Origin of the sequence: Mycobacterium sp. 1274756.6, from assembly GCF_001668625.1 — a bacterium.
Taxonomy (GTDB): Bacteria; Actinomycetota; Actinomycetes; order Mycobacteriales; family Mycobacteriaceae; genus Mycobacterium.
The window spans coordinates 1-23356 of record NZ_LZLJ01000008.1 but is presented as its reverse complement, the minus strand read 5'-3'; the positions used below and the strand labels follow the sequence as shown (position 1 = coordinate 23356).

At 72.7% G+C, this 23356-nt stretch carries 20 protein-coding genes and 1 pseudogene; 7 read left to right on the top strand and 14 right to left on the bottom strand.

Features of this window, described 5'->3' with window-relative positions:
• Positions 1-31 precede the first annotated feature (31 nt).
• A pseudogene (locus tag A5643_RS17960) lies at positions 32-166 on the bottom strand (L-asparaginase); the annotation flags it as partial.
• Between the two features lie 14 nt (positions 167-180).
• Here A5643_RS17960 and A5643_RS17955 point away from each other — a divergent pair.
• Complete coding sequence (locus A5643_RS17955) at positions 181-351, top strand: hypothetical protein (RefSeq protein ID WP_156628422.1); 171 nt, start codon at positions 181-183, stop codon at positions 349-351.
• A 32-nt stretch (positions 352-383) separates the two neighbouring features.
• Here the strand turns inward: A5643_RS17955 and A5643_RS18820 are convergent, their stop codons facing one another.
• The 5 genes from A5643_RS18820 to A5643_RS01110 form a co-directional block, all read right to left on the bottom strand.
• Positions 384-518: a hypothetical protein gene (locus A5643_RS18820; protein WP_286143626.1), complete on the bottom strand. Its 135-nt coding sequence runs from the start codon at positions 516-518 to the stop codon at positions 384-386.
• Between the two features lie 44 nt (positions 519-562).
• Complete coding sequence (locus tag A5643_RS01125) at positions 563-859, bottom strand: hypothetical protein (protein WP_066851186.1); 297 nt, start codon at positions 857-859, stop codon at positions 563-565.
• 57 nt (positions 860-916) lie between these two features.
• Positions 917-2260: a DNA polymerase IV gene (locus A5643_RS01120; RefSeq protein ID WP_066851190.1), complete on the bottom strand. Its 1344-nt coding sequence runs from the start codon at positions 2258-2260 to the stop codon at positions 917-919.
• Between the two features lie 19 nt (positions 2261-2279).
• On the bottom strand, positions 2280-5432 hold the full coding sequence (gene ileS, locus A5643_RS01115; RefSeq protein WP_066851185.1) for an isoleucine--tRNA ligase: 3153 nt from the start codon (positions 5430-5432) through the stop codon (positions 2280-2282).
• 211 nt (positions 5433-5643) lie between these two features.
• Positions 5644-6321, bottom strand: a complete 678-nt coding sequence (locus A5643_RS01110; RefSeq protein WP_066851184.1) for a DUF5642 family protein — start codon at positions 6319-6321, stop codon at positions 5644-5646.
• 66 nt (positions 6322-6387) lie between these two features.
• On the opposite strand from A5643_RS01110, the gene A5643_RS01105 reads away from it, so the two are divergent.
• Positions 6388-6603 carry a dodecin gene (locus tag A5643_RS01105; protein ID WP_066851183.1) on the top strand — a complete coding sequence of 72 codons (216 nt, stop codon included), beginning with the start codon at positions 6388-6390 and terminating at the stop codon, positions 6601-6603.
• Here A5643_RS01105 and A5643_RS01100 read toward each other — a convergent pair.
• From A5643_RS01100 to mutA, 7 genes are all read right to left on the bottom strand, one after another.
• The gene (locus A5643_RS01100; RefSeq protein WP_066851182.1) at positions 6600-7733 is read right to left on the bottom strand and encodes a nitronate monooxygenase; all 1134 of its coding nucleotides are present in this window, start codon (positions 7731-7733) and stop codon (positions 6600-6602) included. The two genes, A5643_RS01105 and A5643_RS01100, sit on opposite strands and share 4 nt — an antisense overlap.
• A gap of 17 nt (positions 7734-7750) precedes the next feature.
• Positions 7751-8212 carry a hemerythrin domain-containing protein gene (locus A5643_RS01095; protein ID WP_066851181.1) on the bottom strand — a complete coding sequence of 154 codons (462 nt, stop codon included), beginning with the start codon at positions 8210-8212 and terminating at the stop codon, positions 7751-7753.
• A 20-nt stretch (positions 8213-8232) separates the two neighbouring features.
• Positions 8233-8673, bottom strand: coding sequence for an OsmC family peroxiredoxin (locus A5643_RS01090; protein ID WP_066851180.1), 441 nt, complete (start codon positions 8671-8673; stop codon positions 8233-8235).
• 84 nt (positions 8674-8757) lie between these two features.
• Positions 8758-10020 (bottom strand): esterase/beta-lactamase LipL, encoded by a 1263-nt coding sequence (gene lipL / locus A5643_RS01085; protein WP_066851179.1) that lies wholly within the window; start codon positions 10018-10020, stop codon positions 8758-8760.
• A 52-nt stretch (positions 10021-10072) separates the two neighbouring features.
• Positions 10073-11059, bottom strand: a complete 987-nt coding sequence (gene meaB / locus A5643_RS01080) for a methylmalonyl Co-A mutase-associated GTPase MeaB (protein WP_231995399.1) — start codon at positions 11057-11059, stop codon at positions 10073-10075.
• Entirely contained in the window at positions 11060-13336 is a 2277-nt protein-coding gene (gene scpA, locus A5643_RS01075; protein ID WP_066851178.1) for a methylmalonyl-CoA mutase, read from the bottom strand. It lies immediately after the preceding gene.
• 5 nt (positions 13337-13341) lie between these two features.
• Positions 13342-15192: a methylmalonyl-CoA mutase small subunit gene (mutA, locus tag A5643_RS01070; RefSeq protein WP_066851177.1), complete on the bottom strand. Its 1851-nt coding sequence runs from the start codon at positions 15190-15192 to the stop codon at positions 13342-13344.
• Between the two features lie 80 nt (positions 15193-15272).
• On the opposite strand from mutA, the gene A5643_RS01065 reads away from it, so the two are divergent.
• Complete coding sequence (locus A5643_RS01065; RefSeq protein WP_066851176.1) at positions 15273-16010, top strand: TVP38/TMEM64 family protein; 738 nt, start codon at positions 15273-15275, stop codon at positions 16008-16010.
• Complete coding sequence (locus A5643_RS01060; protein WP_066851175.1) at positions 16007-16489, top strand: nitroreductase family deazaflavin-dependent oxidoreductase; 483 nt, start codon at positions 16007-16009, stop codon at positions 16487-16489. The genes A5643_RS01065 and A5643_RS01060 overlap by 4 nt, the downstream gene beginning before the upstream one ends.
• Before the next feature lie 34 nt (positions 16490-16523).
• Here the strand turns inward: A5643_RS01060 and A5643_RS01055 are convergent, their stop codons facing one another.
• The gene (locus A5643_RS01055; RefSeq protein WP_066851188.1) at positions 16524-18128 is read right to left on the bottom strand and encodes an FAD-binding oxidoreductase; all 1605 of its coding nucleotides are present in this window, start codon (positions 18126-18128) and stop codon (positions 16524-16526) included.
• 63 nt (positions 18129-18191) lie between these two features.
• Here A5643_RS01055 and A5643_RS01050 point away from each other — a divergent pair, with 63 nt between their 5' ends.
• From A5643_RS01050 to A5643_RS01040, 3 genes are read left to right on the top strand one after another with little or no spacing between them, the layout of a single operon-like run.
• The gene (locus tag A5643_RS01050; protein ID WP_082948643.1) at positions 18192-21293 is read left to right on the top strand and encodes an MMPL/RND family transporter; all 3102 of its coding nucleotides are present in this window, start codon (positions 18192-18194) and stop codon (positions 21291-21293) included.
• A gap of 32 nt (positions 21294-21325) precedes the next feature.
• Positions 21326-22087: a hypothetical protein gene (locus tag A5643_RS01045; RefSeq protein ID WP_066851174.1), complete on the top strand. Its 762-nt coding sequence runs from the start codon at positions 21326-21328 to the stop codon at positions 22085-22087.
• On the top strand, positions 22087-23232 hold the full coding sequence (locus tag A5643_RS01040; protein WP_066851173.1) for a MalY/PatB family protein: 1146 nt from the start codon (positions 22087-22089) through the stop codon (positions 23230-23232). Before A5643_RS01045 ends, A5643_RS01040 begins: the two co-directional genes overlap by 1 nt.
• The last annotated feature ends 124 nt before the right edge of the window (positions 23233-23356 follow it).

Here is a 23356-nt window from a genome sequence, read left to right as displayed (position 1 = left end):
CCCGTTGGCCCGCCCGGGCCTCCGCCCGTCGCTACCCCCACCGCTCGATCACCTCGGCCACCGGTGCGCCGATGGCCAGCGCCGCCATCATCAGCACCCGCGCCTGCGACGGGCGCAGCCGCGGCACCAGCACCGCCCCGGCGTCCAGCAGCGCCCGGCCGGGCCCGGGCGGGGGTGACGGTGGGCGGCAGGCACTATCGGAAGAAGACGCTGCGGGAGCAGCTGTCGTTCTCCAACTGGGGCGCCAACATGCTCGAGTATCTGATCTATCAGATCTCGGCGCTGGCGTTCTGCGCCGGGCTGCTCATCGGCACGCTCCTGATGGTCGCGATCGACCGCTGGATCATCTGACCGCGGTGTCACAGTGCGCAGCCGCGGCCGAATCAGGCAGGCAGGCAGGCAGCCGATCCGGTGTCGGCGGTCATGTCGTTGTTGATGAGGTACAGGACGACCGCCACGATGAGCCCCGCCACGAAGCCGATCGTGACGTCGATCCAGAAACCGCCGAACATGTGCATGGTGACCCCATGATCTCAGCCCCGCCGGCCGGCCGGAAACCGGCTCAGCCGGGCGCCTGGGTGCACAGCGTGCCGCGCGCGGCACCCACCACCGCCGGGCTGGTGGCCGCCTCCGCGGCCGCCACCCCCTGCCCGGTGTAGAGCAGCCGGCAGGCCAGATAACCCTGGGACAGCAGCGCGTCGTCATCGCCGGTCGCGCCCGCGCCGCGGGCGTTGTCGATGTACTGCTGCATCTCCGGGGTGATGATGGTGGGCCAGGCGCCCGCGACACCGGCGGTGGACATCCCCACCGCCGCGGCCGCCACCGCCACGACACCGACCCGGACCAACCTGGTGAACATGGATGTCACGCTAACACCGCCGGAGGGGGTGTCTGACACGCAATTTCAGCGCGACGCTCACGGCTCGACGCCGAACCGCGCCGGCCAGTCCAGGCTGGCCACCGGGTCGGCCGGGGCCAGGTCGGGATCGTCGACGGCCAGCGTGCGCGCCGGACCCGGCCCGGAGGCGCGGGTTTCGAACCGCACCGTGACCCGGCCGTGCCCGGCGCCCTGCACCCAGCCGTGCCCGAAGCGCGGGTGGGTGACGTCATCACCGATGCGCCAACCGGTTTCGGGTTCGACCGGCTCAGGCTGAGCGGGCGCCACGGCCGGCGCAGCCGGGACATCCAGGGCCTCCAGGCCCGGGAACAGTGACTCCTGGCGCACCTCGGTCAGCCCGGAGAACCCCACCCCGAGCAGCCGGATCGGGCCGACCTGCTGCGGGTCGAGCAGCAGCCGCCGCGCCGCCCCGATCAGCGTGGCAACCTCAGTCGTGGCATACGGCAGGGTCGCCGAGCGGGTCAGGATGTCCATGTCGGATTTGCGTAGCTTCACCGTCACCGTGCGGGCTCCCCGGCCGTCGCGGCACAGCCGGCGGTGGGCGTGCTCGCCGATCGGGCCGATCACCTCGTGCAGCTGGTCGAGGGTGGTCAGGTCGGTGGCGAAGGTGGATTCGGCGCTGATCTGTTTGGCCTCGGCGCGTTCGGCCACCGGCCGCTCGTCGATGCCGCGGGCCAGCCGGTGCAGCGCCGGCCCGGTGGTGGCGCCCAGGATGTCGGCGACCTCGGCGTCGGACAGCGCGGCCAGCGCCCCGATGGTGTCCACCCCGAGCCGGTGCAGCTTCTCCTCGGCGACCGGGCCGATCCCCCACAGCCGGCGCACCGGCAGCGAGTGCAGCAGCGCGAGTTCCTCGGCCGGGTCCACCACGGTCAGCCCGTCGGGTTTAGCCAGATCCGAGGCGATCTTGGCGACCTGCTTGCCGGACCCGGCGCCCACCGAGGCGACCAGGCCGGTCTCGGCGCGCACCCGCGCCCGCAGCTGCGTGCCGAAGGCGTGCACGGCGGCGACGTCGGCGCCGGCCAGTTCGGCGGGCTCGCCGAAACTCTCGTCGAACGAGAGCTGTTCGACCACCGGGATCAGGCCGCGCACCACGGCGAACACCCGAGCGCTGGCCACCCGGTAGACGGTGCCGCGCGGCGGCAGCACGACCGCGTTCACCCCGACCAGCCGGCGCGCCTGATGCATCGGCATCGCCGACCGGGCGCCGAACACCCGCGCCTCGTAGCTGGCGCCGGCCACCACGCCGCGCCCGCCCAGCCCGCCGACCAGCACCGGCCGGCCGCGCAGGGTGGGGCGGGTCAGCTGCTCCACGGAAGCGAAGAACGCGTCCATGTCCAGGTGCAGAACCCAGCGGCCGGCCACACCGGTCATGCTAAAGCGGTCACGCCCGGCGGATCGTCACCCGCACCCCGTCGCCGATCTCGGCGGCGTCCGGGCCGGGGTCGGCGAACTCGAAGCCGGTGGCCAGGATCTCCCCGGCGATCAGCTCGCGGTGATCAGCCGCCCACCGGCTGCGGGCCTCGGGGACGGCCATCACCACAGTGATGCGGTCGGAGACCTCCAAACCGGTCGACTTGCGCAGTTCCTGCAGTTCCCGGATGCGGTCCTTGGCCCAGCCCTCGGCCTCCAGGTCGGGGGTGACGGTGGCGTCGAGCACCACCAGCCCGGCCCCGGCCGGCAGGGCGGCGGTGAACTGCGGGTCGGCGGCCTCCAGTTTCGAGTCGTACTCCTGCGGCTCCAGCAGCACGCCCCCGGCGCGCAGCGTGCCGTCGTCGTTGACCACGCCCTCGCCGGCCTTGACCGCCTTGATCGCGGCCTGCACGTCGCGGCCCAGCCGGGGCCCGGCGACCCGGGCGTTGACGGTGAGCACGAACCGGCCGTAGGCGGCGATGTCGTCGGTGAGCTCGACGGCCTTGACGTTGAGCTCGTCGGCGATCAGCCCGGTGAACGGCGCCAGCCGCTGCGGATCGTCCACCGCCACGGTCAGTTTCGGCAGCGGCAGCCGCACCCGCAACTGCTTGGCCTTGCGCAGCGAGGAGCCGGCCGAGCACACGTCGCGGACCAGGTCCATCGCGGCCACCAGGTCGGGGTCGGCCGGCAGCGCGTCGGGCTGCGGCCAGTCGGTCAGGTGTACCGAGCGCTGCCCGGTGAGGCCGCGCCAGATGGTCTCGGTGGTCAGCGGCAGCAGCGGGGCGGCCAGCCGCGCGGTCACCTCCAGCACGGTGTGCAGGGTGTCGACGGCGTCGGTGTCCTCGGTCCAGAACCGCGACCGGGAGCGGCGCACATACCAGTTGGTCAACGCGTCGGTGAACTGGCGCAGTTCGTCGCAGGCCACCGAGATGTCGGCGCGGTCCAGCGCGGCGGTCAGCTCGTCGCGCAGCACGGCGAGCTTGGCCAGGATGTAGCGGTCCAGCACGTGCGCCGAATCGGTGCGCCACACCCCGGGTTCCGGCGCGTAGAGGGCCAGGAAGCTGTAGGCGTTCCACAGCGGCAGCATCACCTGGCGCACCCCTTCGCGGATGCCGGGTTCGGTGACGACCAGGTTGCCGCCGCGCAGGATCGGCGAGGCCATCAGGAACCAGCGCATCGCATCGGAGCCGTCCCGGTCGAACACCTCCGACACGTCGGGGTAGTTGCGCAGCGACTTGCTCATCTTCTGCCCGTCGGAGCCGAGCACGATGCCGTGCGCGACACAGGTTTTGAACGCCGGCCGGTCGAACAGCGCGGTGGCCAGCACGTGCAGGGTGTAGAACCAGCCGCGGGTCTGGCCGATGTACTCGACGATGAAGTCGCCGGGGAAGTGCGGTTCGGCGCCGTCGCCGCCGTCGAACCAGCGGGCGTTGTCGAACGGGTAGTGCACCTGGGCGAACGGCATGGACCCGGAGTCGAACCACACGTCGAGCACGTCGGGGATGCGTCGCATCGTCGCGGCGCCGGTGGGGTCGTCGGGGTTGGGCCGGGTCAGGTCGTCGATGTAGGGCCGGTGCAGGTTGTCCGGGCGCACCCCGAAGTCGCGTTCGAGTTCGTCGAGGCTGCCGTAGACGTCGACGCGCGGATAGGCCGGGTCGTCGGAGGTCCACACCGGGATCGGGGTGCCCCAGTAGCGGTTCCGGGAGATCGACCAGTCCCGGGCGCCGGCCAGCCACTTGCCGAACTGGCCGTGCTTGACGTGCTCGGGGTGCCAGGTGATCTGCTCGTTGAGTTCGACCATGCGGTCACGGAATTCGCTGACCTTGATGAACCACGACGACACCGCCTTGTAGATCAGCGGATTGCGGCACCGCCAGCAGTGCGGGTAGGCGTGCTCGTAGGTTTCGTGGCGCAGCAGCACCGCTCCGCCCGCCGCGGCCGGGCCGGTGCCGTCCTTGAGGTCGCGGATGATCGCCCGGTTGGCGTCGAAGACGTGCTGGCCGGCGTAGTCGGGCACGGTGTCGTCGAAGCGGCCCTTGGCGTCGACCGGGGTGACCGGGGTGATCCCGGCCGGGTCGGTGGTGGTCTTGTCGTCCTCACCGTAGGCGGGCGCCAGGTGCACGATGCCGGTGCCGTCCTCGGTGGAGACGAAGTCGGCGGCCAGCACCCGAAACGCGTTGGGGGCGTCGGCGAAATACGGGAACGGCGGCCGGTAGGTCAGCCCGACCAGCTCCGCCCCGCGGTAGCGGCCCAGCACCTCGGGTTCCTCGCCGAGTTCGCGGGCGTAGCCGGCCAGCCGGGCCTCGGCCAGCAGGTAGCGCCGCTCCCCGACCGCCACCTGCACGTAGGTCACCTCCGGACCGACGGCCACGGCCTGGTTGGACGGCAGCGTCCACGGGGTGGTCGTCCACACCAGGAGATGAGCGCCGGCCAGCGCGCGGGCCGGTTCGTCCGCGCCGTCGGCGATCGCGAACCCGACGGTCAGGGCCGGGTCCTGGCGGCTCTGGTAGACGTCGTCGTCCATCCGCAGTTCGTGGTTGGACAGCGGGGTCTCGTCGCGCCAGCAGTACGGCAGCACCCGGTAGCCCTGGTAGGCCAGGCCCTTGTCGTAGAGCTGTTTGAACGCCCAGATCACCGACTCCATGAAGGTCAGGTCCAGGGTCTTGTAGTCGTTGTCGAAGTCGACCCAGCGGGCCTGGCGGGTGACGTAGGCGCGCCACTCGTCGGTGTAGCGCAGCACCGAGTCGCGGCACGCCGCGTTGAACTCGGCGATGCCCATGGCGTCGATCTGGGATTTGTCGGTGATGCCCAGCTGGCGTTCGGCTTCGAGTTCGGCGGGCAGGCCGTGGGTGTCCCAGCCGAACCGCCGCTCCACCTTGTAGCCGCGCATGGTGCGGTAGCGCGGCACGATGTCCTTGACGTAGCCGGTGAGCAGGTGCCCGTAGTGCGGCAGCCCGTTGGCGAACGGCGGCCCGTCGTAGAAGACGTACTCCTCGGCGTCGGCCCGCCGGGCGATGCTGGCGCGGAAGGTGTCGTCGGCGGCCCAGTAGGCCAGCACGTCGGCCTCCATCGCCGGGAAGTCGGGGGTGCCCGCCGCCACCTTCGGGTAGCTGTGTCCTGTCACGCTCTGCCGTCTCCTGCGCCTGTCCGGGCGCGGGGACGACGACGCGCCGGTGCGCGAGCGCCGCGGTACCACCCCGCTTGCCGCCCCGGTGCGGTGCGGCCGCTTCACTGCAGGCTGTGACGGGCCTCCCCGTTCGGTTCTACTGGGCCTGGCCGGCCGTTCTTCCGAAGGCTCCCCGGTGATGGCCGGATCGACGCCGCTGGGCCCGATTCTACGGCGCGCTGCCGCGCACCGCGGCCACCCCCTTGACCAGCAGGTCGGACAGCAGCGCCGGGTCGGCGGCGCCGAGCACCATGACCGCGGTCCGCTCGTCCAGTGGGGCCAGGAAGGCGATCCGGTCCAACGCCTGGGTGTGCTCCCCCAGCGTCACCTCGAGGTGGCTGCGCAGGCCGGCGGTGGTGACGCCGTCGATGTCGGGGCTGGGGATCCGGTCGATGGTGCCCTCGGCCATGCCGGGCGAGCGGATCGTCACGTGGTCGCAGTCGGTCCGCAGCGCGGCGTCCGCGCCGGCGTCGGACGACTCGGCGGCCATGACGGTGATCTCCTGGGGGCCCTCGCCGAGCACGCCCTGGGTGCGGCCGCCGGCCACGACGTGCGGGCTCTTGAGCATCCCGTTGCACTCCGGCGGATCGAATGTCAGCGACGACAGGGTGTCGCTGATGCCGCCGAGCCCCTCGGCCTGCTCCTCGGTCAGGGTGGTCAGCGGAATCTCGGTGACGGTGAAGCCGGGCGGGAATGCGTCGGCCACCGCGCCGATGCGGGTGATGTCGTAGCCGCCGCCGGCGGTCTCGGCCGGGCCGGGGGCGGCGTCGTGCCCGCCGGAGCCGCAGCCACCGGTGAACGCCGCGGTGAGCGCGGCGGTGAGGACGACGCTGGCACACCGCGGCATCGCAAACTCCCCTCGTCGGGTGACCCGCCAACGATACCGTGGAGGCCACCGGCAGAAAGGGTGACGATGAGCGACAACAACACCTACCGTGTCATCGAGATCGTGGGCAGCTCCCCCGACGGGGTCGACGCGGCGATCCGCAACGGCCTGGCCCGGGCGTCGGAGACGATGCGTGGCCTGAATTGGTTTGAGGTGGAGTCGATTCGGGGCCATCTCAGCGACGGTCAGGTCGGCCATTTCCAGGTGACGATGAAGGTCGGCTTCCGGCTGGAGAACGCTTAGGGCTCTCCGCCCAGGACGGCGTCGAGGCGTTCGACGGTGTCGATGAACTCCTCGACCATCGCCAGCACCACGGCGCGGGCCGGGCGCACGGTGTCCAGCGCGCCGACGACCTGCCCGACGAAGTAGGTGGCCAGGTCGCCGGCCTTGGCGCCGTGCTGCGCCGCGGCGCGGTTGATCCGCCGCTGCGCCTCGCCGACCAGGGCGGTCTGCAGCGGCATGCCCAGCGGGTCGGGGGCGTCGGCGCGGTCCCACTCGTCGGTCCAGGCGGTGCGCAGCATCCGGGCCGGTTTGCCGGTCAGCGAGCGCGACCGCACGGTGTCGGTGGCCGCGGCGGCGAGGAACTTCTCCTTGACCACCGGCGGGGTCTCGGCCTCCTCGGTGGTCAGCCACACCGAGCCGCACCACACCCCCTCGGCGCCCAGCGCCAGCGCCGCGGCCATCTGCCTGCCGCCCGCGATGCCGCCGGCGGCCAGCACCGGGACCGGGGCGACGGCATCGACGACCTCGGGCACCAGCACCATGGTGGCGATCTCGCCGGTGTGCCCGCCGGCCTCGGTGCCCTGCGCGACGATGAGGTCGACGCCGGCCGCGGCGTGCCTGCGGGCGTGGGCGGTGGTGCCGGCCAGGGCGGCGACCACCACGCCGGCGTCGTGGGCGCGGCCCACCAGCTCCGGCGGCGGCGGGCCCAGTGCGCTGGCGATCAGCGAGATGTTGTGGGCGAAGGCGACATCCAGCAGCGGCTGGTAGCCCTTGGGTGAGACGTTGAGGCCGCCGCGCGCCGCCGCCGGGTCCGCGGGCTCCGCGGTGGGCAGGTCGTAGCGGGTGAGCAGGTCATCGACGAAGGCGCGGTGCTCGTCGGGCAGCAGCCCGGCGACGCCCCCGGCGTCCAGGCCGCCCTCCTCGGCGCCGACGTACTTCGGCGGCAGCAGCAGGTCCACGCCGTACGGGCGGCCGTGGATCTGCTGTTCGATCCAGCTCAGTTCGGTCGCCAGCCGCTCGGGGCTGTGGGCGACCGCGCCGAGCACCCCGAATCCGCCGGCGTTGGTGACCGCGGCGACCACGTCGCGGCAGTGGCTGAAGGCACAGATCGGATACTCCACGCCGAGCAACTCGGCCACCCGGGTCCGCATCGCCCGAGGTTACCGCCTCAGCCGGCCGCTTGCTGGCAGACCCAGCCCGCCGGGGTGGCGCCGGTTTCGATGAACTTCAGCAGTTTGGTGGCGGCCTGCGGGGGCATGTCGGCGTCGGCGTGCGGGTAGATGACCGGCTCCTCTTTGGAGTTGTGCCGTTCGAGCAGCGCCAGCAGTTCGCGGCAGGCCGGTTGCAGGGCGGCCGGGTCGGCGCCGTCGTCGAGCCCGCCGGTCAGCTCGTCGAGGAGCCGCCACATCTCGCCGTGCTCGCGGATCATCACCATGATCGGCATCATCAGCCCGCCGACCCGCAGCGGCGGGAACAGCAGCACCTCCTCGAGGTAGATGTGCCGGCGCAGCGCCTCCAGCGCGGCACGCAGCGCGGCCGGGTCGCCGTCGGCGACGAAAGCCTCGATGCCGGCGTCGATCTCGTGGTGTTCGCGCTCCAGGATCGCCGACAGGGACGACGGTGCGGTCATGACTGTCCTCCTCGGTCGGGTCAGGCGAGTTCGGCGTCGACGCTGACTTTCGCCCCGGCGAACAGCCGGGAGACCGGGCACAGGGCGGCGGCGTCGTCGACGATCGCCGTGAAGGCGTCGGCGTCCAGCCCGGACACCGCGGCGCGCACCCGCAGCGCGGAGGTGGTGATGGTGGGCACGCCGTCGACCTCGTCGAGGGTGACGGTGGCGGTGACGTCGAGGCGCTGCGGCGGGGTCTTGTTCTCCCCGAGCTTGAGCGCGAGCGCCATCGAGAAGCAGGACGAGTGCGCGGCGGCGGCGAGTTCCTCGGGGCTGGTCTTGCCGCCGGGGGCCTCGGTGCGGGCCGCCCAGGTGACCTGCCGGCCGTCCAGGACGCCGCTGCTGCTGGTGGCGAAGGTGCCGGTGCCCGAGGCGAGCGGCCCTTCCCAGGTGGTCTGCGTGCTGCGTTCGGCGATGCTCACGGGTCTCCTCCGCACCGGTCGGCGGGACGCGCCCGCATTGTTACAAACCAGACTTGGGTAAACCCTAGACCACCGGCGGGCGGCTTAGCCAGCGGCCTCCGCGGGCCGGGCGAACGGCGCACCGAAATCGGGCACCGGGGTGATCGCGCGCCGGCGCGCCCGGGCGGCGGCCCGCCGGATCACGTTGCCCAGCGCCACGAACCCGGTCTGGTCGGTGGCCACGAACGGGGTGAGCAACCGGTTGTGCACCAGCCCGAAGGACAGCCCGCTGGCCGGGTCGGCCCAGCCCACCGAGCCGCCGAGGCCGACGTGGCCGAAGCCGGGCAGCGCGAACGGCACGCCGTGGTAGCCGAGGTGGAACGGCAGCGGCACCATCAGGTTGCCGTCCGGGCGCAGCGAGGGTTTCCCGGTCAGCTCCCCCACCAGCCGCTCGGAGAGGAACTGGGTGCCGTCCAGGCGGCCGCGGTTGGCGATCGCGCCGTACATCCGGGCCAGCCCGCGCGCGGTGGCCACCCCGTTGAGGGCCGGCGCCTCGGTGTCGAGGACCGGGACGTCGCCCTGCACCGAGGAGAACACGCCCTGGAAGTAGATGGCGCCCAGGCCCCGGGAGCCCGGCGCGGTCGCCAGCCGGGCCAGTGCCTGGCCCACCAGCGGCAGGGTCAGATTGCGCTGCGGCATGATGATCTGGGCCGGCCAGGTCGGCGCCTCGGCCGGCGGGCGGCCCAGGTGCAGCCCGTCGGTGTTCAGCGGCTCGGCCAACTCGGTGCGGATCAGCTCCCGCATGCCGGTGCCGGTGACCGCCCGGGCCAGCCCGGAGAGCAGCCAGCCGAACGTCAACGCATGGTAGGAGGGTTTGCCGAGCTGGCGGTCGGGGGCCGCGGCGGCAACGCGTTCCTCCATCTGCTCGTGGTCGAGCAGGTCGGCCATCGTCACCCCGCGCAGGTGCGCCAGCCCGGCCCGGTGCCCCAGCACCGCGCGCACGGTCATCGCGGCCTTGCCGTTGGCGGCGAACGCCGGCCAGTATTCGGCGACCGGTGCGTCGTAGTCGATCAGGCCGCGGTCGGCGAGCCGGTGGATGACCGTCGCGGCCATCCCCTTGGTCACCGAGTACACCATCGAGGCGGTCTGGGCGCCCCAGGGCTGGTCACCGGCGCGGTCGGCGTAGCCGGTCCACACGTCGACGACGGGCTGACCGTCCAGATAGACCGCGAGCGCCCCGCCGCCGAGCCGGCGGCCGGGGAACATCGCCTTGAGCGTGCGCACCGCGCACGCGAACTCCGGAGCCGCCGCGCCGTGCATTCCGCGGGGCAGCACCAACTGGGCGCCATCAAGGCCACGTTGCCTCATAGAGGTGAATCTACCCCGCCGGCCAGCAAACGTAACCGAAGTTATCCAACCGTTAGCCCGCTGCGATCTGCAGGATCCGCTCGGCGGCCAGCGCCGGGGTCAACCGGCCGTCGATGACCTGTTGTTCCACCTCGGCGCGGGCTTGGCGGACCGCCGGGTTGGACAGCACGCGGTCGAGCACGGTGTCGCGCACCATCTGCCAGGTCCAGTTGACCTGCTGGGCGCGGCGGCGCGCCTCGAACTGCCCGGCGTCGCTGAGCACCCGGTGATGGCGCTCCACGGTCTCCCACAGCTCGGCCACCCCGGTGCCCTCGATCGCGCTCATCGTCAACACCGGTGGACGCCACAGGGTTTCACGCGGGTAGATCAGCCGCAGCGCGCCGGAGAGCTCGCGGGCCGCCGACCGCGCCTCCACCAGGTGGTCGCCGTCGGCCTTGTTCACCACCACGATGTCGGCCAGCTCCAGCACACCCTTTTTGATGCCCTGCAGCTGATCGCCGGTGCGGGCCAGGGTGAGGAACACGAAGGTGTCGACCATGTCGGACACGGTCACCTCGGACTGGCCCACCCCGACCGTCTCGACCAGCACCACGTCGAAGCCGGCCGCCTCCAGCAGCACGATCGTCTCGCGGGTGGCCTTGGCGACCCCGCCGAGGGTGCCCGAGGTCGGCGACGGCCGGATGTAGGCGTCCGGGTGCACCGCCAGCCGCTGCATGCGGGTCTTGTCCCCCAGGATCGAGCCGCCGGTGCGGGTCGAGGAGGGGTCGACGGCCAGCACCGCCACCCGGTGGCCCTGCTCGATCAGGTGCATGCCCAGCGCCTCGATCGTGGTGGATTTGCCCACCCCGGGCACGCCGGTGATCCCGATGTGGCGGGCCCGGCCCGCCTCGTCGGCCAGCGCCAGCAGCAGCTGCTGGGCGCGGTCGCGGTGATCGGGCCGGGTGGACTCGACCAGGGTGATCGCGCGGGGCAGCGCGGCCCGGTCGCCGCCGCGGATCGCCGCCGCGAGGTCTTCGACGGTGTCGTTGATCGTCGCCACCTACTTCAGGTCGTACCCGAGCCGGTCGGCCAGCTTACGGACCAGATCGGTTGCGGCGTCGGCGATGACGGTGCCCGGCGGGAAGATCGCGGTGGCGCCGGCTTCGTAGAGCTCGTCGAAGTCGCCGGGCGGGATCACCCCGCCCACCACGATCATGATGTCGGGGCGGCCCACCTCGGCCAGCGCCTCGCGCAGGGCGGGCACCAGCGTCAGGTGCCCGGCGGCCAGCGAGGACACCCCGACCACGTGCACGTCGTTGTCGGCGGCCTGGCGGGCCACCTCGTCGGGGGTGGAGAACAGCGCGCCGACGTCGACGTCGAAGCCGATGTCGGCGAAGGCGGTGGCGATCACCTTCTGGCCGCGGTCGTGGCCGTCCTGGCCCATCTTGGCGACCAGGATGCGGGGGCGGCGGCCGTCGACCTCGGCGAACTTCTCCACCGTCTGGGTGGCCGCGGAGAGCGGGTTGATGGTGCTGCCTCCTCCTGCGTCGGTGCCGCCCACCTCGTCGCGGTAGACCCCGGCGATGGTGCGGATCTCGGCCTGATGACGACCGTAGACCTGCTCCATCGCATCGGAGATCTCCCCGAGGGTGGCCTTGGCCCGGGCGGCGTCGATGGCCAGCGCCATCAGGTTGTTGCCCAGCCCGTCCTCCCCCGCCGGGCCGGTGGCCGCCGCGGCGCGGGACAGTTCGGCCAGCGCCGCCTGACAGGCCGCCTCGTCGCGGTCGGCGCGCAGCTGCTGCAGCTTGGCCAGCTGCTCGGCGCGCACCCGGCTGTTCTCCACCTTGAGCACCTCGACCTCTTGGTCCTCGGTGACCTGGTACTTGTTGACCCCGATCAGCGGCTGGCGACCGGAGTCGATGCGGGCCTGGGTGCGGGCGGCCGCCTCCTCGATGCGCAGTTTGGGGATGCCGTCGCTGATCGCCTGGGCCATGCCGCCGCGCTCGGCGACCTCGGCGATGTGCGCCCGCGCGCGCTGCGCCAGCTGGTGGGTCAGCCACTCCACGTAGTAAGAGCCGCCCCACGGGTCGATCGGGCGGGTGGTGCCGGACTCCTGCTGCAGCAGCAGCTGGGTGTTGCGCGCGATGCGCGCGGAGAAGTCGGTGGGCAGCGCCAGCGCCTCATCCAGGGCGTTGGTGTGCAGCGACTGGGTGTGGCCCTGGGTGGCGGCCATCGCCTCGATGCAGGTGCGGGCCACGTTGTTGTAGACGTCCTGGGCGGTCAGCGACCACCCGGAGGTCTGCGAATGGGTGCGCAGCGACAGCGATTTGGGGTTCTTCGGCGCGAACTCGGCGACCAGTTCGCTCCACAGCAGCCGGCCGGCGCGCAGCTTGGCGACCTCCATGAAGAAGTTCATGCCGATGCCCCAGAAGAACGACAGCCGCGGCGCGAAGGCGTCGATGTCCAGCCCGGCGTCCAGCCCGGCCTTGATGTAGTCCACCCCGTCGGCCAGCGTGTACGCCAGCTCCAGATCCGCTGTGGCACCGGCTTCCTGGATGTGGTAGCCGGAGATCGAGATCGAGTTGAACTTCGGCATCTTGGCGCTGGTGTAGGCGAAGATGTCGGAGATGATCCGCATCGACGGCTTCGGCGGGTAGATGTAGGTGTTGCGGACCATGAACTCTTTGAGGATGTCGTTCTGGATGGTGCCGGCCAGTTTCTCCGGCGGCACCCCCTGCTCCTCGGCGGCCACCACGTACAGCGCCAGGATCGGCAGCACCGCACCGTTCATGGTCATCGACACGCTCACCGCCGACAGGTCGATGCCGTCGAAGAGCTGGCGCATGTCGAGAATGGAATCGATTGCCACCCCGGCCATCCCGACGTCGCCCTGCACCCGGGGGTGATCGGAGTCGTAGCCGCGGTGGGTGGCCAGGTCGAACGCCACCGACAGGCCCTTCTGCCCGGCGGCCAGGTTGCGCCGGTAGAAGGCGTTGGAGTCCGCGGCGGTGGAGAACCCGGCGTACTGGCGGATCGTCCACGGCTGGTTGACATACATCGTCGGGTAGGGGCCCCGCAGGTAGGGCGGGTCACCGGGGAAGCTGTCCAGTGGGTAGCCGTCGGCGGCCACCGCGGCGCGGTCGGCGGCGGTGTAGACCGGTTTGACGACGATGTTCTCCGGGGTGTGCCAGTCGAGTTGCTCGGCGGTGTAGCCGTGCGCTTCGGCGGCGGCGGCGACGTGCTTGGCCACGGCGTCGGCGGTGACCGGTGCGCCGGTCTGCTGGCCGTGCAGCGGGACGTCGGCGAAGCTGGGGATCCCGGTGGTGGTGCTGGTCATCTCGGTTAGGCCCCCAATCGGGTGAGCAGGCTCGACAGGGCTTCGACCGCATCGATCTTCGCGGTCAGGTAGTCGTCGGGGCGCGGGTCGCTGTCTTCGACCGCCTGCGCCGGGCCGGCCAGCAGGATCTGCTGCACGCCGGCCGCGCGGGCGGCGGCCACCACGCCCGCGGCTTCGGCGCCGTAGCGCTTGTCGGTGCCGCACAGCACCGCCACCGTGGGGGTGCCGGCCTCGGCGATCGCCGCGGCGGTCGTGTCGGCGTCGACGGTGCCGGGGTTGACCGCCTCGATCCCGCCGGCGGCCAGCAGGTTGGTGGCGAAGGTGGCCCGGATGTTGTGCTCGGCCAGCGGGCCCAGTGGCAGCAGCAGCACGCTGGGCCGGGCGCCGCTGCGCTGCAGGTGGGCGTCGGAGCGGTCGCGCAGGTCCTCGTAGCCGGCGGCGTAGCGGCGCACGTCGGGGGCGTCGTCGGCCGGCGCCAGCGGCGGCTCGGCCAGGTTGGGGAACTCGTTGACCCCGGTGATCGCGGTGCGCCGGTGGGCGATGTCGGCGGTGCGGCGGTCGGCCACCGCCGCGATCTGCTCGCTCAGGTGGTCGCGGGCCGCGGTGAAGCCGCCGCGCTCCTCGAGCTGCTGGAAGGCCTGCCAGGCGGTTTCGGCGAGCCGCTCGGTGAGGTCCTCGACGAACCAGGAGCCGCCGGCGGGGTCGAGTACCTGCCCGAGGTGGGACTCCTCGAGCAGCAGCAGCTGGGTGTTGCGGGCGATCCGGCGGGAGAACCCGGCGGAATTCTTGGGCAGCCCGCCGGGGATGGCGCTGTCGAACGGCCACACCAGCACGGTGTCCGCCCCGCCGACCCCGGCGCCGAAGGCCGCCAGCGTGGTGCGCAGCATGTTCACCCACGGGTCGCGCTGGGTCATCATCGGCCGCGACGTCTCGGCGTGCAGCGTGGCCGCACCGGCGTCGGGTGCGCCCACCACCTCGGCGACGCGGGCCCACAGCAGCCGGGCGGCGCGCATCTTGGCGATGGTCATGAACTGGTCGTCGTCGGCGGCGAGCCGGAAACTGATCTGGCGCAACGCATCCGCGGGCTCCAGGCCCGCCTCGGCTAGACGCCGCAGGTAGTCGACCGCGACGGCGAGGCTGCCCGCCAGCTCCCAGCCGGCGTTGGCACCGCGGTTGTGCAGGGCGGGCCCGTCGACGGTGATCGCCCGGACACCGCGGGAGCCGGCCAGCCGGCCGGCGACGGCTACCACTTCCTCGACGGTCGGCGCGGGCCGGCCGCTCAGCGGGGCGGTGAGCGGGTCGGCGCCCAGGTCGACCGAGAGGGTCGAGTCTGCGGCCCGGTCCAGGCCGTCGACCAGCGCGAGCATCGCGGCGGCGGCCGCGCCGAAATCGGCGCCGGCGTCGAGCAGCACCGGCATCAACTCCAGGTAGACCCCGTCGAGCAGCCGGTCCAGCGCGTCGGGGGCCACCCCGTCGGCGCCGACCCGCACCACCATGGCGCTGACCCCCTCGGTCAGGGCGGCGAGCACCTCACCGTTGCCGGCGGCGACGTTGACCGAGCCGGGCGCCGGGAACGTCTCGGCCACCTTCCAGCCGGTCTTGACGTCGCGGCGGGCGTCGGCGCCGCGCACGAACGGCCAGGCGCCGGGCAGCGGGTGTTCGGGCAGTTCGTCCAGCGCGGTGTAGAGCGGCCGGATCGCGAACCCCTCGTAGGTGGGGGTGTCGAGGTGGCGTTCGGGTTCGTCGCCGAAGTCGGCGGCCTCCCGGCGGCTGCTCTTGGCCAGGACCGCGGCCACGTCGCGGCGCCACTGCGCCCGGGCTCGCTCCAGGTCGGCGTGGGGTACCTCGACTGACACCGGCGACTCCTGTTGTGACTGCTGCTGCGGGTTCGGCCCGGGTGCCCGGCGGCCGGCCCGAGTGTTAACCAGGCTAATTGATGGCGGTTGCGGTGCCCGGCGGCGGCTATCGTGGTCCGGTGCGGACCACCCAGCTGCGGGCCCTGCGCTCCACCCTGCTCAGCACCGCCCGGGGGCTGCCCCGCCGGCGGGTGGTGGCGGCGGTGGCCGCGATCGCGGTGCTGGTCGCCGCGGCGTGGTGGCTGCTGCCGGTGCCCACCGCGGTGCAGCTGCGCGACTGGGTGGCGGCGGCCGGGCCGTGGGTGCCCGCGGTGTTCCTGGTCGTGCACACCGTGGTCACGGTGGCGCCGTTTCCGCGCACGGTGTTCACCCTGGCGGCCGGGCTGCTGTTCGGGGCTTGGCTGGGGGTGGCGCTGGCGGTGACGGCCAGCACGCTCAGCGCGCTGCTGGCGTTGGCGCTGGTGCGGGCCACCGGCTGGCGGGTCGACCGGCTGGTCGATCATCCGCGGCTGGCCGCCCTCGACGCGCGGCTGCGCGAGCGCGGGTGGGCGGCGGTGCTGGCGCTGCGGCTGATCCCGGCCGTGCCGTTCTCGGTGATCAACTACGCGGCGGGTGCCTCCGGCATCCGGGTGCGGCCGTACGCGGTGGCCACGATGGCGGGGCTGGCGCCGGGCACCGTGGCGCTGGTGTTGTTCGGCGACGCCTTCACCGGCCGGGTCAACCCGTCGCTGGCGCTGGCCTCCGGCGCGATCGCCGCGGTGGGGGTGCTGCTGCTCATCGCCGAAGCCGCCCGGCACCGTCGGGAGCGGGTCGGATGAGCCGGCTGGCCGGCGTCGGGGCGGCGCTGCTGCGTTCGCGGCGGTTCGTGCGCGCACCGATCTGGCTGTATCGCCTCCGGCTCGGGGCGCTGCTGGGGCCGCGGCTGCTGCTGCTGGAACATCGTGGCCGCCGCAGCGGGCGGGCCCGCCACGTCGTGCTGGAGGTCATCGGGCACCCGTCGCCGCGGCGCTACGTGGTGGCCTCCGGGTTCGGTGAGCGCGCGCAGTGGTTCCGCAACATCCAGGCCGACCCGCGGGTGCGGGTGACGATCGGCAGCCACGCGCCGGCACCGGCCACCGCGCGGGTGCTGGCCCAGCGCGAGGCCGACCGCGTGCTGGGCGACTACATCGCCGCCCACCCGGGCACCTGGGCGCGGTTCAAGGCGGTGCTCGAGCGGACGCTGGGCGCCGAGGTCACCGAAGTCGACACGCCGCTGCCGATTGTCGAACTGCACCTGGACGCCGCACACCGGTCCTGAGTGCGGCGAGCCCGCGCCGGCTCTCGTGGCCGCGCTACCGGTCCAGCAACACCCCCGGGTTGAGCACGCCGGCCGGGTCGAGGGCCTGTTTGGCGGCGCGCAGCGCGGTGGCGAACACCTCGGGGCGTTGCCGGTCATACCACGGCCGGTGGTCCCGGCCGACCGCGTGGTGGTGGGTGATGGTGGCGCCCTGCTGGTAGATCGCCTGCGACACCGCGGCTTTGATCTCATCCCACTGCTCGACGGTCTGGCCCCACCGGCCGGTGCCGTACACCCCGAAATAGGGGGCCGGGCCGTCGGGATAGACGTGGGTGAACCGGCAGGTCAGAACTCCGCGGACGCCGGCACCGGCCATCGCGGCGCCGGCCGCGTCGGTGACCGCGGTCAGCAGCGCATCGAAACCCGCCCAGGTGCAGGCGGTTTCGAAGGTCTCAGCGATCATCGAGTGGGCGGCCAGCACGTCGCGCTGGTAGGGCATCCGGATGAACGCCGAACGCCAGGTGCCCACCGCACCGGGCGCCGGATTGTCCGCGCTGTCACTGTGCCGCACCCCGTCAGGCAGCTGCCCGCCGTAATCGGCGACGATCTCGACCGCCCGCGCCATCGGCGCCTGCAGCGGGTGGTCGGCGGATTCGAAGCCGAGCAGCAGCAGACCGCCGCGGGTGCTGGTGCCGGCGTTGAGCAGCGCTTCCACCGGGTCCAACAGCCGACAGTTGGTCGGGTACAGCCCGGACTGGGCCAGCGCCCGGGTCGCCGCGACCGCCCGGGCGTAGTCGGTGAAGACCACCGACGCCGAGGCCCGCCAGCGCGGGCGGCGCTGCAGCCGCAGCCACGCCTCGGTGATCACCCCCAACGTGCCCTCCGAGCCGAGGAACAGCGCGTCCGGGGACGGCCCGGCCCCGGATCCGGGCAGCCGGCGGCTCTCGCCGACCCCGGCCGGGGTGATCACCCGCAGCGACTCGGTCAGGTCGTCGATGTGGGTGTAGACGGTGGCGAAGTGCCCGCCGGAGCGGGTCGCCAGCCACCCGCCGAGTGTGGAGAACTCGAAGGACTGCGGGAAATGGCGCAGCGAGAACCCGTCGCCGCGCAGCCGGTCCTCCAGCGCGGGGCCGAAGATGCCGGCCTGGATGCGCGCCGCGCGGCTGACCGGGTCGATCTCCAGCACCCGGTCCATGGCGGTGAGGTCCAGCGCGACGACGCCGGGATGGTCGGCATAACAGCGCGGTTCCACCCCGCCGACCACCGAGCTGCCCCCGCCGAACGGGATCACCGCGATCCGCTCGCGGCTGCACCAGTCCAGCACGTCGATCACCTGCGCCTCGGTGGCCGGCCGCACCACCAGGTCCACCACCTGCTCGACCCGGCCGAGCAGGCAGCGCACCACGTCGCGGAAGGCCTGCCCGTGGCTGTGGCGCAGCCGGTCGCGCAGGTCGGTGGAGGTCAGCGCCGCCAGCGCCGCCGGGGCGCTGATCCGCGGCGCGGGCACCGGCAGCGACTCCGGTGCCGGCGGCGGATGGGGGGTGAGGTCGGCGTCGGGCAGTAGGGTGGCGACCCGGCGCAGCAGCCGGTCCCGTTCGGCGGGACCGACGGCGTCCTCGACGTGACCCCAGCCCCACCAGGATCGGGTTTTGGTGGCCATCATGTCCCTCGGGTGTCCCTCGTCCAGCACCCCGCCCGCGATGCAACGGATATTGTAGCCGTGATGCGGAAAGGGTACTGGTCACGGGGAACTCTCCGTCGACCTGCCATTTTCGTCCGCCGGTTCGGGCTGTTCACCCGGCTGGGCGCGGTCATCAGCCGCGCCCCCTGGGTGGTCATCGCCGCCTGGGTGGTGCTGGCCGCCACCTTGTCGGTCGCCTTCCCGTCGCTGTCGCAGTTGTCCCAGAAGGACCCGGCCGCGCTGCTGCCCGCCGACGCCCCGAGTTCGGTCAGCGCCCGCGAGATGAACGCGGCGTTCGACGAATCCCGCAGCGGCAACACCGTGGTCCTGGTGCTGTCGCGCCCGGGCGGGCTCGACGACGAGGGGCTCTACCGCCGGCTGGCCGACCGGCTGGCCAGCAACACCACCGACGTGGTCGGGGTGCGGGAGTTCCTCAGCTCCCCCGCCCTGCGCCCGGCGCTGACCAGCGACGACGGGCAGGTGTGGCTGCTGCCGGTGGAGCTGACCGGCACGCTGGGCTCCCCGGCCGCCTATGCCGCCACCAACCGGGTCGTCGACATCGCCCGCGACACCGTCGCCGGCTCCGGCGTGCAACTCGACATCGCCGGGCCGGCCGCCACCGCACTCGACGTCGGCACCGCCAGCGGCCGGGACCAGCACCGCATCGAGATCGCGATGGCGGTCATGCTGCTGATCATCCTGCTGGTGATCTACCGCAATCCGGTCACGATCCTGGTGCCGCTGCTGACCATCGGGGTGTCCCTGCTCACCGCGCACGGTGTGGTCGCCGGCTTCGGCCTGCAGGGGCTGGGCATCACCGCGCACACGGTGGCGCTGGTGACCGCGCTGGTGGCGGGGGCGGGCACCGACTACGCGGTGTTCCTCATGAGCCGCTTCCACGATTTCGGCCGGGAGGGCCGGCCGACCGACACCGCGATGCGCCTGGCGCTGAACGGGATCGGCAAGGTGATCGCCGCGTCGGCGGCGACGGTGGCGCTCACGTTCGCCGCGATGGGCTTCACCCGGTTGGCCGTCGTATCCGACACCGGGGTGGCGTTGGCGCTCACGGTCACCGTCTGCTTTCTGGCCGCGGTGACCTTCCTGCCGGCGCTGCTGGTGGTGCTGGGCCGGCGGGGCTGGATTCCGCCGCGCCCGGCGTTGACCCGCGGGCTGTGGCGCCGGTCCGGGGCCCGGATCGTGCGGCACCCCGGCCGCTACCTGGCGGCCAGCCTGGTGGTGCTGGCCGCGCTGGCCGGCTGTGCCGCGCTGGTGCGCTTCGACTACGACAACCGCACCGCCCTGCCCGACTCGGCCGCCAGCATCCGCGGGTTCGAGGTGATGCAGCGCCACTTCCCCGCGGGCAGCATCGTGCCGGAGTTCATCGTGGTGTCCTCGCCGCGCGACCTGCGCACGCCGCGAGCACTCTCCGACCTCGAACAACTGGCCCGCCGTGTCACCCAACTGCCCGACATCGACGCGGTGCGCGGCATCACCCGACCCAACGGCACCGCGCTGGAGCAGGCGCGGCTGTCGTATCAGGCCGGCGCGGTCGGCAGCAGCCTGCACGACGCGGCCAGCGGCATCAACGACCACGCCCACGACCTCGACGAGCTGGCCACCGCGTCCGCGCTGATCGCCGACGCGCTGAACATGCTGCACGAGCAGGCCGACGAGACCATCCCCGCCGTCCAGGAACTGGTCGCCGCACTCGACTACCTGCGCGGCGGCTGGGACACCGCGCGCGACAGCCTGGACACCGGCGCGGACAACACCGCCGCGGTCACCGACCACGCGGCCACCGAGTCCGACGACGTCGCGATGCTGGTGACGCTGATGCGGGCCGCGACCGAGACGATCGAGCAGAACCTCGACCGCGACCCGCAGGACTTCACCTGGATGGATTCGGTGCTCGACGGCTTGAACACCTCCACCACCTGCGCGGATGCCCCGTCCTGCGACCGGGTGCGCAGCTGGCTGCAGCGGCTGGTCGCCGCCCGCGACGAGGGCAGGTTGGACCCGGCCGCCGACGCCGGGCGGCGGCTGCGCGACACCCCCGACGGCCAGCGGCTGAAGTCCGCCGCCGACAACCTGCGCGACGCGCTCGACGACACCGGGGACGCGCTGGAGTCGGTGGGCGGGGCCACCGACGACGCGACCGGCGGTCAACTCGACGCCATCCGCGCCAACACCGAACTGCTGGCCGCGGCGAGCCGCCAGGTGGCGGCCGGGGTGCGCGCGCTCGTCGACCAGGTCACCGCGATGGGGACCGACCTCTCGGAGGTCTCGGAGTTCCTGCTGACCATGAAGAGCGAGGCCTCCGCGCCGTCGATGTCGGGGTTCTACATCCCGCCGCAGTACCTCGACGACGACGATTTCCGGGAGGCCGCCCGGTTCTATGTCTCCGAGGACGGTCACACCGTGCGCTACATGGTGCAGACCCGGCTGAACCCGTTCAGCACCGCCGCGATGGACCAGATCGATGCGATCCTGGCCACTGCGCGGGACGCGCGGCCCAACACCTCGCTGGCGGACGCGTCGGTGTCGATGAACGGCGGCTCGGTCACCCTGCGCGACATCCGCGACTACTACACCCACGACCTGCGCTTCATCGTCCTGGTGACGATCGCGGTGGTGTTCGCGATCCTGAGCCTGCTGCTGCGCGCGATCGTGGCGCCGCTGTACCTGGTGGCCTCGGTGGTGCTGTCGTATCTGGCGGCGCTGGGCATCGGGGTGCTGGTGTTCCAGTACCTGCTGGGCCAGGAGCTGTATTGGGCGCTGCCCGGGCTGGCGTTCATCATCCTGGTGGCGGTGGGCGCGGACTACAACCTGCTGCTGGTCTCCCGGTTGCGGGAGGAGTCGGGCGCCGGGGTGCGCACCGGGGTGATCCGGACCGTCGGGGCGACCGGCGGGGTGATCACCGCGGCCGGGGTGATCTTCGCGGCGTCGATGTTCGGCATGTTGGCGGCCAGCCTCACCACGTTGGTCCAGACCGGTTTCGTCATCGGGGTGGGGCTGCTGTTGGACACCTTCGTGGTGCGGACGTTGACGGTGCCGGCGATCGCCGCCACCCTCGGCTCGGCGAACTGGTGGCCGTCGAAATCGGCTGCGGCGGAGCCGCTGCGGTACCATGAGCAACTGAATTGACGCATGCGATGAATCAGGGAGGGGCGGAGGGCATGCCGGAGTCGGCACCGCGCCGTTGGCTGACCAACGCCGTGGCGCTGCTCGCCGCGGTCACCCTGACCGTGCTGCTCGCGGGCACCCTCACCGATTCCGGGGTGGGCGGTGTCGCCGGATCGGCCAGCGCCGGGGTCGCGGCCCGGCCGGCCGAGCCCGCCGTCGCGCTGTCCGCCAACAACGACCTGCTGGACCGCTGGCGTGACGTGGTGGCCGAGCCGGGCGCCCGGACCGGGATCGGCCTGGTCACCGCGCTGCCCGGCTCGAAGATCGTGCCGCACGGCTCCACCGACGGGCTGCACAGCCTGACCAAGATCATCGTGCCGCAGGTGCTGCCCGCCGACCTGGGCGACCACAGCCGGTATCTGATCAGCTGGGCCATCGACCTGCTGTTCAGTCCGTTGAGCGACCTGGTCGCCGACGGCCGCTGGGGCGCCTACCTCAGCCCGCTGGTGGCGCTGGGCAGCACCGCGGTCGGCGTCGTCGGCGACCTCGCCGGCGCCAACCCCGACCCGGTGGCGGCCAGCTGGCGGCTCGCCCACCTGCCGACCGACCTGTACGGCGCGTTCCGCTACGGCGCCGATCTGAACCTGGCGCCGCTGGCCCGGGTGTTCTCCGACGCCGGCATGCTGCCCGCCGACTTCGACGCCAGCGCGCTGCACCTCGGCTTCGGCGGCCACAGCACCCACACCCCGAAACTGCGCGACCACTTCCCGAAGCTGGGCTCGCTGAGCCGGCTGGTGCTGGGACTGCCCGGCTAGTGCCCGACTTCGACGCGCTGGACGAGCAACGCCTGCGCGCGCGCAACACGGTCAAGTGGAACCGCTACCCCGCCGATGTGCTGCCGCTGTGGGTGGCCGAGATGGACTTCCCGACCGCCCCGCCCGTGCTCGCCGCGATCCGCGCCTGGGCCGAGCGGGAGGAGTTCGGCTACCCGCGGTTCGGGCACGACGCGCTGCCGGCGGCGACCGCGGAGTGGTGCGGGCGCCGCTACGGCTGGCCGGTCACCGCCGATCAGGTCCGGGTGGTGCCCGATGTGCTGGCCGGGCTGAAGCTGGCGATCGACTTCCTCACCCGCCCGCAGAGCCCGGTGGTGCTGCCGGTACCCGCCTACATGCCGTTCTTCGACGTGCTGCAGATCGCCGGGCGCCAGCGGGTGGAGGTGCCGATGCTGCGCGAACCCACCGGGCGCTACACCCTGGATTTGGCGGCGATCGAGGCGGCGTTCGCCGCCGGGGCCGGGTCGCTGATCCTGTGTAACCCCTACAACCCGTTGGGCACGGCGTTCTCGGCCGCCGAGCTGCGCGCGGTGGTCGACCTGGCCGCGGCGCACGGGGCGCGGATCGTCGCCGACGAGGTGCACGCCCCGCTGGTCTACCGGGGCCGTCATGTGCCGGCGGCCTCGGTGTCGCCGGCCGCGGCCGCCACGGTGGTGACGGTGCTGTCGGCGTCCAAGGGCTGGAACCTGCCCGGGCTGAAGTGTGCGCAGGTGATCCTGTCCAATCCGGCCGACGCGACGGTGTGGGACGCGATGAACTGGTTGAACTGGATGGGCGCCTCGACGGTGGGCATCGCGGCCAACCTCGCCGCCTACCGCGACGGGGAGGACTGGCTGGATGCGGTTCTGGTGCATCTGCGCGGCAACCGGGACCGGGTGGCCGACGCGCTGCCCGAGTTGGTGCCGGGACTGACGGTCACCCGCCCGGAGGGCACCTACTTGGCGTGGCTGGACTGCACCGCGCTGGATCTGCCCGAGGAGCCGGCCGACTATCTGCTCAGCCATGCTCGGGTCGCCCTCAACCCGGGCATCCCGTTCGGTGCCGGGACCGGTTGTGCCCGACTGAACTTCGCCACCACCCGGCCGATCCTGGACCGGGCGATCGCGGCGATCGCCGCCGCGCTGTAGCGCGCGGGCCGCCCGCGTCAGTTGTCGGTGGGTGGGGGTTGGGGTTGGAAGGGGTCGTACCACCACCAGTCGGCGTGTTCGCCCAGTGGTCCGGCGCACGGGGGCACCTGCGGGGGTGCGGTGG

Coding starts and splice junctions, on each gene's coding strand:
- A5643_RS18820 (WP_286143626.1), bottom strand. CDS start 518: ATGCACATGTTCGGCGGTTTCTGGATCGACGTCACGATCGGCTTCGTG.
- A5643_RS01125 (WP_066851186.1), bottom strand. CDS start 859: ATGTTCACCAGGTTGGTCCGGGTCGGTGTCGTGGCGGTGGCGGCCGCG.
- A5643_RS01110 (WP_066851184.1), bottom strand. CDS start 6,321: ATGCCGCGGTGTGCCAGCGTCGTCCTCACCGCCGCGCTCACCGCGGCG.
- A5643_RS01105 (WP_066851183.1), top strand. CDS start 6,388: ATGAGCGACAACAACACCTACCGTGTCATCGAGATCGTGGGCAGCTCC.
- A5643_RS01100 (WP_066851182.1), bottom strand. CDS start 7,733: ATGCGGACCCGGGTGGCCGAGTTGCTCGGCGTGGAGTATCCGATCTGT.
- A5643_RS01095 (WP_066851181.1), bottom strand. CDS start 8,212: ATGACCGCACCGTCGTCCCTGTCGGCGATCCTGGAGCGCGAACACCAC.
- lipL (WP_066851179.1), bottom strand. CDS start 10,020: ATGAGGCAACGTGGCCTTGATGGCGCCCAGTTGGTGCTGCCCCGCGGA.
- scpA (WP_066851178.1), bottom strand. CDS start 13,336: ATGACCAGCACCACCACCGGGATCCCCAGCTTCGCCGACGTCCCGCTG.
- A5643_RS01065 (WP_066851176.1), top strand. CDS start 15,273: ATGGCGGTTGCGGTGCCCGGCGGCGGCTATCGTGGTCCGGTGCGGACC.
- A5643_RS01060 (WP_066851175.1), top strand. CDS start 16,007: ATGAGCCGGCTGGCCGGCGTCGGGGCGGCGCTGCTGCGTTCGCGGCGG.
- A5643_RS01055 (WP_066851188.1), bottom strand. CDS start 18,128: ATGGCCACCAAAACCCGATCCTGGTGGGGCTGGGGTCACGTCGAGGAC.
- A5643_RS01050 (WP_082948643.1), top strand. CDS start 18,192: ATGCGGAAAGGGTACTGGTCACGGGGAACTCTCCGTCGACCTGCCATT.
- A5643_RS01045 (WP_066851174.1), top strand. CDS start 21,326: ATGCCGGAGTCGGCACCGCGCCGTTGGCTGACCAACGCCGTGGCGCTG.